The sequence below is a fragment of the Streptomyces sp. SID3212 genome, assembly GCF_009865405.1.
Taxonomy (GTDB): Bacteria; Actinomycetota; Actinomycetes; order Streptomycetales; family Streptomycetaceae; genus Streptomyces.
The window spans coordinates 1-7,039 of record NZ_WWJY01000548.1; the positions used below are offsets into that span (position 1 = coordinate 1).

General features: G+C 70.2%; 7 protein-coding genes and 1 pseudogene. 6 read left to right on the forward strand and 2 right to left on the reverse strand.

Annotation, left to right across the window (positions count from 1 at the left end):
• Window positions 1–228 precede the first annotated feature (228 nt).
• Window positions 229–741, reverse strand: a complete 513-nt coding sequence (locus GT042_RS16605; protein WP_161309495.1) for an NUDIX domain-containing protein — start codon at window positions 739–741, stop codon at window positions 229–231.
• Between the two features lie 157 nt (window positions 742–898).
• On the opposite strand from GT042_RS16605, the gene GT042_RS38210 reads away from it, so the two are divergent.
• On the forward strand, window positions 899–1,045 hold the full coding sequence (locus GT042_RS38210) for a hypothetical protein (protein WP_202532907.1): 147 nt from the start codon (window positions 899–901) through the stop codon (window positions 1,043–1,045).
• 151 nt (window positions 1,046–1,196) lie between these two features.
• Here GT042_RS38210 and GT042_RS16610 read toward each other — a convergent pair whose 3' ends face one another.
• Window positions 1,197–3,395: a discoidin domain-containing protein gene (locus GT042_RS16610; RefSeq protein WP_161309496.1), complete on the reverse strand. Its 2,199-nt coding sequence runs from the start codon at window positions 3,393–3,395 to the stop codon at window positions 1,197–1,199.
• 303 nt (window positions 3,396–3,698) lie between these two features.
• Between GT042_RS16610 and GT042_RS16615 the strand changes: the two are divergent.
• The 5 genes and pseudogenes from GT042_RS16615 to GT042_RS16635 form a co-directional block, all read left to right on the forward strand.
• Window positions 3,699–3,806 (forward strand): annotated as a pseudogene (locus tag GT042_RS16615) (3-ketoacyl-ACP reductase); the annotation flags it as partial.
• Window positions 3,807–4,051: 245 nt separating this feature from the next.
• The gene (locus tag GT042_RS16620; RefSeq protein WP_161309497.1) at window positions 4,052–5,137 is read left to right on the forward strand and encodes a phosphotransferase; all 1,086 of its coding nucleotides are present in this window, start codon (window positions 4,052–4,054) and stop codon (window positions 5,135–5,137) included.
• A gap of 154 nt (window positions 5,138–5,291) precedes the next feature.
• Window positions 5,292–5,708 (forward strand): ATP-binding protein, encoded by a 417-nt coding sequence (locus GT042_RS16625; protein WP_161309498.1) that lies wholly within the window; start codon window positions 5,292–5,294, stop codon window positions 5,706–5,708.
• A gap of 66 nt (window positions 5,709–5,774) precedes the next feature.
• Window positions 5,775–6,494, forward strand: a complete 720-nt coding sequence (locus tag GT042_RS16630; protein ID WP_202532908.1) for a hypothetical protein — start codon at window positions 5,775–5,777, stop codon at window positions 6,492–6,494.
• The gene (locus tag GT042_RS16635; protein WP_161309499.1) at window positions 6,476–6,832 is read left to right on the forward strand and encodes a DoxX family protein; all 357 of its coding nucleotides are present in this window, start codon (window positions 6,476–6,478) and stop codon (window positions 6,830–6,832) included. Before GT042_RS16630 ends, GT042_RS16635 begins: the two co-directional genes overlap by 19 nt.
• The last annotated feature ends 207 nt before the right edge of the window (window positions 6,833–7,039 follow it).

Genomic DNA, 7,039 nt, shown 5'->3' on the forward strand with positions numbered 1-7,039 from the left:
TGCCCGCCGCTCGCCGCCCGGCCCGCCCGCCCCCGCAGGGGGGTCGGAGGGGGCGAGGGACATCGCCTTGGCGGGAAGGACGGTCGCGGGCAGGGCCGCGGCGAGCAGGGCGGTACCGAGCGAGCCGAGAACACGGGTGCGACGAGCCATGGGCTGATGCCTTTCCTGGCGTTCGTGGCGTTGCTGGCATTGCGGGCGTTACGGGCGCTGCTGCTGGGTATCGAGGGTTCACTCGCCCGGCGGGGTGGGAAACGGACGCTCGTCGTCCGCTATCTGCTCCGCCAGCAGGGCCGCCAGCCGGTCCAGGAACACCCGCTGACCCGCCACCAGACGCGGCGCCGCCTCCGGCAGGGCGAACCAGGCCACCCGGTCGATCTCGGGGAACTCGCGCAGGACGCCGCTGCCCCGCGGCCACTCCATCGTGAACGTGCCGGGCACGGCGAGCGCCGGGTCCAGATCCCCCTCGACCGCCCAGATCGTGACGATCTTGCCGCCGCGCTGGCGTGACTCGCCCAGCGGCGTCCAGGGCCCCTCCGGCGGCGGCAGGCCCAGCTCCTCCTGGAACTCGCGGCGCGCGGCGGCCTCGGCCGGCTCCCCGGGGCCGTACTCCCCCTTGGGGATCGACCACGCGGCGTCCTCGCGCCCCGCCCAGAAGGGGCCGCCCATGTGCCCGAGCAGCACGGCGACACCGGTGTCGGTGACCCGGTGGACCAGAAGTCCCGCGCTGCGCTTGCCCGGCATGCCGTCAAGTCTGCGCGCTCCCGCGTCACTCCGCCCGAACTGATGAGCCGTGCGGGGCACGGCCGACGCGTGGACGGCCCGGCACGGGGTAGACGCACGGCAGATCGACCCGCCCACGGCTTCGGAAGCCATGGATCCCGCGTCCCCAGGAGACAACATGGCCGGCATGCTCGACCGCATCAAGCAGTTCACCCGCAGCCCGCAGGGCCAGCGCGTCACGGAGCAGGTACGGCGCGCCTCGGCCGACCCGCGGAAGCGGGAGCAGGCACGCAAGCTGTTCGGCAAGCTGCGCGGACGGCGCTGACGCGCGGTACGCGGTGACGCTCGGTACGCAGTGAACAGGGCCCGTCCTCGGATCGAGGACGGGCCCTGTCGTGTGCCGACTGTCAGATCACCGGATCACCGGATCACCGGATCACCGGATCAGTGGTTCACCCGGTGAGTGGTTCACCGGACTACGGGAACGAGGTGATCGTCGACGGGACCGTGCTGGTGCCGGACGTGGCCGACCCCAGGCTGTTGATCACGTGGTTGTACTGACCCATCCCACCGAGGGACACGACCAACAGGTCGTGGAACTTCACACCGGGTTTGACCGGCGCCTGGAAGCCGTGTTCCTGGATGATGTTCGGATCCGACGTGTAGTTGCAGTAGCTGCCCAGACCCCAACCCTCGTGGTTGTTCACGGAGTCGGCCACCTTGTAGGCGGCGTACCCCCTGATCGAACCGTTCTGGATGGCCGCCTGGTTCGGCGCGTCGTACGCCTTCTCGTTCTGGAAGAAGATCGTCTTGCCGTTCTCGCCGTACCACTCCACGTCGTACTTGTTGAAGTGTTCGACGAACAGGCCGGTGGCGAGGACGTCGTCGCCGTTGACCCGCAGACCGTAGTCGGCGCGATTGGTCTCCCAGCCGACGCCGGCGCCGTGGTCGGCCCGCCAGATCCAGGTGTGGTCGATGATCGTGTCATCGCTGTTGATCACCATGCTGGTGGTGGCCTTGCCCGGACCCGCGCCACCGATGCGGATGAAGACGTCCTGGACGGTGGTCGGGTTCGCGGAGTGGTCCGCCGACGCGCCCTGGGGTCCGACCTCGAGGAGCGTCGGGGAGTTGACGGGACCGGCGTCGATCAGGAAGCCGGCGAGCTTCACGCCGTCCACGTCGGCGACCTTCATCGCGGTCACCCCGTTGTCCGGGATGATCGTGGCGAGGCCGAGACCGAGGACGATCGTGTTGGCGCGGTTCACGTTGATGGTCTGGTTGATGTGGTAAACGCCGGGCGTGAACAGGAGGTTGAGCCCCTGCGCGAGCGCCTGGTTGATCGTCGCGGCGGTCGCGCCCGGCTTGACGACGTAGAACTGGTCGAGCGGCACGGACGTACCCTGCGGCGCGCCGTTGCCCCACGTGGTGCCGCGGGCGTTGGTGCGCTTGGCCGGGGCGAAGACCTTGTAGGTGTTGCCGTCCAGGTAGAGGAACGGCTTCTCCCGCGAGGTCGGGGTGTTGTTCAGCGTGGTGTACGGCGGGTTCGGGAAGCCCTGTGCGGGCGCGCCCTCGACACCGGAGAACACCATGTTCCAGACGCCGTTGGTCCAGCCGCCGACGGAGCTGTCACGGGTGTACCACTGCTGCTGGGAGTACGGGCCGACGGTGCCGTCGATCTTGCTGTCGGCGATGTAACCGCCACTGGCCCAGCCGAATCCGTTGGGCGCCAGGTTGAGCCCGCCCTTGACGTGCATCCGGCGGAACGGCGCGGCCTGCGCGACGGCCCAGCGGTTGGTGCCGTTGACCGGGTTGACGGCCAGGTTCTCGGCGGAGCGCCAGAAGTTCTGCGTGGCGTTCCCGTTGAACCAGCCGGCGTCCACGGTGATGTCACCGTTGATGTTGGTGTCGTCGGGCGACAGACCGAGGCCGGAGATCGAGGTGTAGAAGCCCAGTTGGGCGTTGAGACCGTTGTACGTGCCCGGCTTGAACAGGAACTGGTAGCGGCCCGAGCCGAACTGGTCCGACTCCTGCTGCTGGAAGACCTGGTCGAGCCTGCCCTGGATGTTGGGCGTCGACGGGTCGAACACGATCACGTTCGGACCGAGGTCACCACCGCCCGGCAGCGGGTTGCCCGTGCCGCCGTCGGTGCCGCCGAAGACCTGGAACTCCCAGAGGGAGTAGCCCCAGGGGGTGGCCCGGACGGTGCCGGTCACCCGGACGTAGCGGGCGTTGCCCGTGACGGTGTGGGTCTGGACACCACCGGTGCTCGTGGTGGTGGCGTAGGCCTGCGTCCAGCTCGTGCCGTTGGTGGACAGCTCGATCTTGTACGCCTTCGCGTACGCCGTCTCCCAGTTCAGGACAACGGAGTTGACCGCGACGGTGGAGCCGAGGTCGATCTGGATCCACTGCGGGTCGGACGCGGCGCTCGACCAACGGGTCCCGGTGTTGCCGTCGTTGGCGCCCGTGGCGGGGGTGCCGGCGTTCTCCACGCTGGAAGCCGTCACCGGCTTGCCCTGGGAGAGCAGGGTCGGGGCGGCGTCCGCCTTCGTGCTGGGGATGAGGAGCAACAAGGAGGCGATCAGGGTGGCGGCGACGGAAGCGGCGAGTCCTCGCCGTCGGTCCGGCGTTGATCTCCGGAACGCCGGTACCGGCGAAGCGAGCGGAGGAGCGTGCATGGGCAGGTCTCCTGAGTCATCAGAAAAGGGCAGGCACGGGTGCGTGCGTGGGGGCATGGGTGGGGGGCAGATAGTCGGAGAGCGCTCTCTGGGTAGAGGAGATGCTTCCCCCGTGTTTCGTACACGTCAAGAGTTGTGCGCGAACCGTCCGCTCCGGGTTCTCGTGTCATCAACAAATAACCGGCGGGACGCGCCGATTGTGGGCATCTGCGTGCTGTCCGGGGCGAGTTGATGAGGGGTCGATTCAGAATCTGACGGCAGGGGGAGGGTGCGCGAAACGCTGTTACGGGCGGCTCCCGCGGCATCGGCCGGCGCAGCGCCGGGCGGCTGGCGGCGGACGGCCTGGCGGTGGTCGTCAACTACGCGGAAAACAAGGTGGAGGCCGACGCGACCGTCACCGCGATCACCGCCACCGCCGTCCTTCATCCGTCCCGTGCCTCGCGGCCAGGACCCCCATGAACGGCAGTCCGAGGATGCGGGTGCGCGTGGGCATGGACGGATGTTGTCAATCCGGGCTTAACGACGCCAATGGCGAGGCGTGGAAGTCGCGACGGGCTAGGTTGACCTCTTCGATTCGGCGCGAGCGCGGGACGGCGCCGATGCACGGGATGCGGCCGAGTGCGAACGGCGCAGCGGCACGGGACGGCGGAGAGAAGATGAGAGAGCCGACGCGTGGGGATGTCACCCCGGAGGACGTGGCCGGTGTCGTACGGGCCGCGTTCGGGTCCGGGCGTGGTCCTGTCAGGGTGGACCGGCTGCGGGGCGGCAGCAAGAAGGGCGTGTACCGGCTCACGTTCGGCGACGCGTCCAGCGCCGTGCTCTACAGCTGGGCCGCGAGCGAGAACTACTGGCCGGAGCGGGCCGGTTCGCCGGACGGGCGCGAGGATCACGAGGATCCGTTCTCGGACGCCACCGGTCATGACCTGTTCGTCGCGGCGCACCGGGCCCTGACGGATCTCGGGGCGCGTGCTCCGCGGATCCATCTGGCCGATGACAGTGGGGAGTTGTTCCCGGCGGACTTCGCGCTGGTGGAGGACCTGAGGGGCGAGACGCTGGACGACCTTCTGGACCGGGACCGCGACGCGGCCGGTGATGTGATGGCGCGGCTCGGCGAGATGCTCACCGTGCTGCACGGCAGCCGGAGCCCTGTGCTCGGGAAGGTCGCGGTGGTCGCGTCCGGGGACGGTGCAGCCTCTGGGGACGGCGCCGTTGCCTCCGGGGACGGTGCCGGCCCCGGGGACGGTGTCTCCTCCGCGGACCGTACGGCCGAACGGGCCGTCCTGGACCGGGTGGTGCGGGACCTCGCCGAGGGCGCCGCCCTTGATCCCCGTCTCGCCGAGCTGCGGGGGCCCCTCGCCGAGGTCGCCGCGGAGCTGGCCGGGGCCGTCGTGCCCCGGGGCACGTACGGTCTCATCCACGGCGAACTGGGCCCCGACCACGTGCTGATCGACCCGAAGGGGCGGCCGGTGCTCATCGACATCGAGGGCCTCATGTACTTCGACGTCGAGTGGGAGCACGTCTTCCTGCGCCTCCGCTTCGGCGAGAGCTACCCCGCGCTGCACCGGCCGGGACTGGACGAGGACCGGCTCCGCTTCTACCGCTTCGCCCAGCATCTCTCGCTCGTGGCGGGCCCCTTGAGGATCCTCCAGGGGGACTTCCCGGACCGGGCGTTCATGCGGGGCCTGGTCGAGGAACACCTGCACCACACGCGCGCGTTCCTCACGCCGCGCGGGACGGACTGAGCGCCCAGGTCCCACGCACCCCTAGGGAGCGGACGGTGATTGCCGATCACGGTGTCCGGGAATCAGAAGGGGACAGACCGGTCGCCGCACGGACGCGGCGGCCCGCCGTCCCGGGAGGGGCAGGCGCCGGTCCCTCACGAAGGGAGTGGTTTCGATGCGTGCGTACGGGCATGCCCGACGACGTGCCGCACGCGCCACGTACAGCCTGCCGCGGTCGGACTCGTCCGCCCGTTGGGCGCGGCACCTGACGGCCGCCTACCTGAACCACGGCTGCGGCGAGAAGGTCTCACGGGACCAGGTGGACGACGCGACACTGGTCGTCTCGGAACTCGTCACGAACGCCACCCGGCACGGCCGGAGCGGCTGTCGGCTCCAACTCAGCGTGGACCGGGGGCGGGTCACGGTCGAGGTCCACGACAACAGCCCCCTGCGACCCCGGTTCTCCACGGCGGACACGACGGCCGAGGGAGGCAGAGGGATGACGCTGGTACGTGAACTCTCCCGCCGCCTCTCGGTCCTGGGCGCCCCGGGCGGCGGCAAGACCGTACAGGCGGTCCTCCTCGCCTGCTGACGTGCTCGCCCGCGGACGCGGACGCCTGCTGACGTGGCCGTCGCGCCTCGCTGTAGCCTCGGCGCCATGAAACCGGGGGAGGGCGAGGACGCGCTGGTTCAGGAGGCCTGGGCGATGCTCGCCGCAGGGCGGCACGAGGAAGAGGTCTTCGCCCGACTGGCCGCCAGGACGGGTGAGTGGCATCTCTGCGCGCTGGCCGTCTGCCTGGCCCTGGGTGTGCCCCGGACGGATGCCGAGGCCCGACTCCACGAACTCGAACCGTACTTCGCCGAGTTCGAGCGGGGAGAGGAGGAACTCCTCGCCGGCACTCTCACTTTCGTGGAGATGTTCCTCGTGGACCGGGTTTTCAACGAATACGAAGGCCACCTCCGCGACCTGCTGGGAACCGCCGCACGGGCGAGCGGGGGCCATCCCGGCAGCCTGCTCGCGTGGTTTCGCGCGGGGAGGCTCACGAAGCTCTTCCTGTACTTCGCCAGAGTCGGAGTCCGGGCCGGACGGGGCTCACCGCCCGATTTCTGGGCCGCGCTGACGGCGGCCGGCGAACTACTGGCGGCCCAGGACGGCCCGGACCGGGCCGAGGTGGTGGCGGGGTTGGAGCGCTGCCGCAGCCGGCACGCCGCCCTGGGTGCGGAACAGCGGCGACGGGTCGGCGTCGACCGATTTCCTGAACCGATGTCACGAAACGGGTCGCTGGAGCGTCTACGGGGAGAACGGCATCCCACGAGGGATCGCCCCGCAGCACCACGCCCCGCAGATACGGAGAAATCGTGTTCGCCGCTTACGTAACGGTCACCGTCCTCGGCGCGATCTTCAACGGCGCCGCCGCCGTCACCTACCTGATCGGCCACGAATACCCGAAGACCCAGGCGGACATGAAGGGCATACCGCGGAAGTGGGTGCCGGTGCTGGGCATGCTGTTGGCGGCGGGCACCGTGGGGCTGCTGGCCGGGCTCGCCGTGCCGCTCCTGGGCACCCTCGCCGCGTCCGGCCTCGTGCTGTATTTCATCGGCGCGATCATCGCCCACCTGCGGGTGGGCTCCCGCAACATAGTCGGCGGAATCGTGTTCCTCGCCACGGCGGCGGCTGCCCTGGTTCTGGGCCTGTCTTATCACGGCGGTCGGTGAGCCGGCGGTTCCCTGCCCGTGGCTCCGGCCCGTGGCCCCACCCCGCCACCGACGACGTGCAGAGTAGGGACAATGGGCTGGTGACCCACCGCTATCACGTCCTCGGCGCCACCCGGGCCCTGCGCCCCGACGGGACGGAGGTACGGCTCAGCGGTGCGCGGCTGCGCGCGCTGCTCGCCGCCCTCGCCGGGGCCGGCGGTCGGGCGG

What these genes read in the sequence shown, in the direction of transcription:
- GT042_RS16605 (WP_161309495.1), bottom strand. Translation starts at nt 741, where the DNA reads ATGCCGGGCAAGCGCAGCGCGGGACTTCTGGTCCACCGGGTCACCGAC.
- GT042_RS38210 (WP_202532907.1), top strand. Translation starts at nt 899, where the DNA reads ATGGCCGGCATGCTCGACCGCATCAAGCAGTTCACCCGCAGCCCGCAG.
- GT042_RS16610 (WP_161309496.1), bottom strand. Translation starts at nt 3,395, where the DNA reads ATGCACGCTCCTCCGCTCGCTTCGCCGGTACCGGCGTTCCGGAGATCA.
- GT042_RS16620 (WP_161309497.1), top strand. Translation starts at nt 4,052, where the DNA reads ATGAGAGAGCCGACGCGTGGGGATGTCACCCCGGAGGACGTGGCCGGT.
- GT042_RS16625 (WP_161309498.1), top strand. Translation starts at nt 5,292, where the DNA reads ATGCGTGCGTACGGGCATGCCCGACGACGTGCCGCACGCGCCACGTAC.
- GT042_RS16630 (WP_202532908.1), top strand. Translation starts at nt 5,775, where the DNA reads ATGAAACCGGGGGAGGGCGAGGACGCGCTGGTTCAGGAGGCCTGGGCG.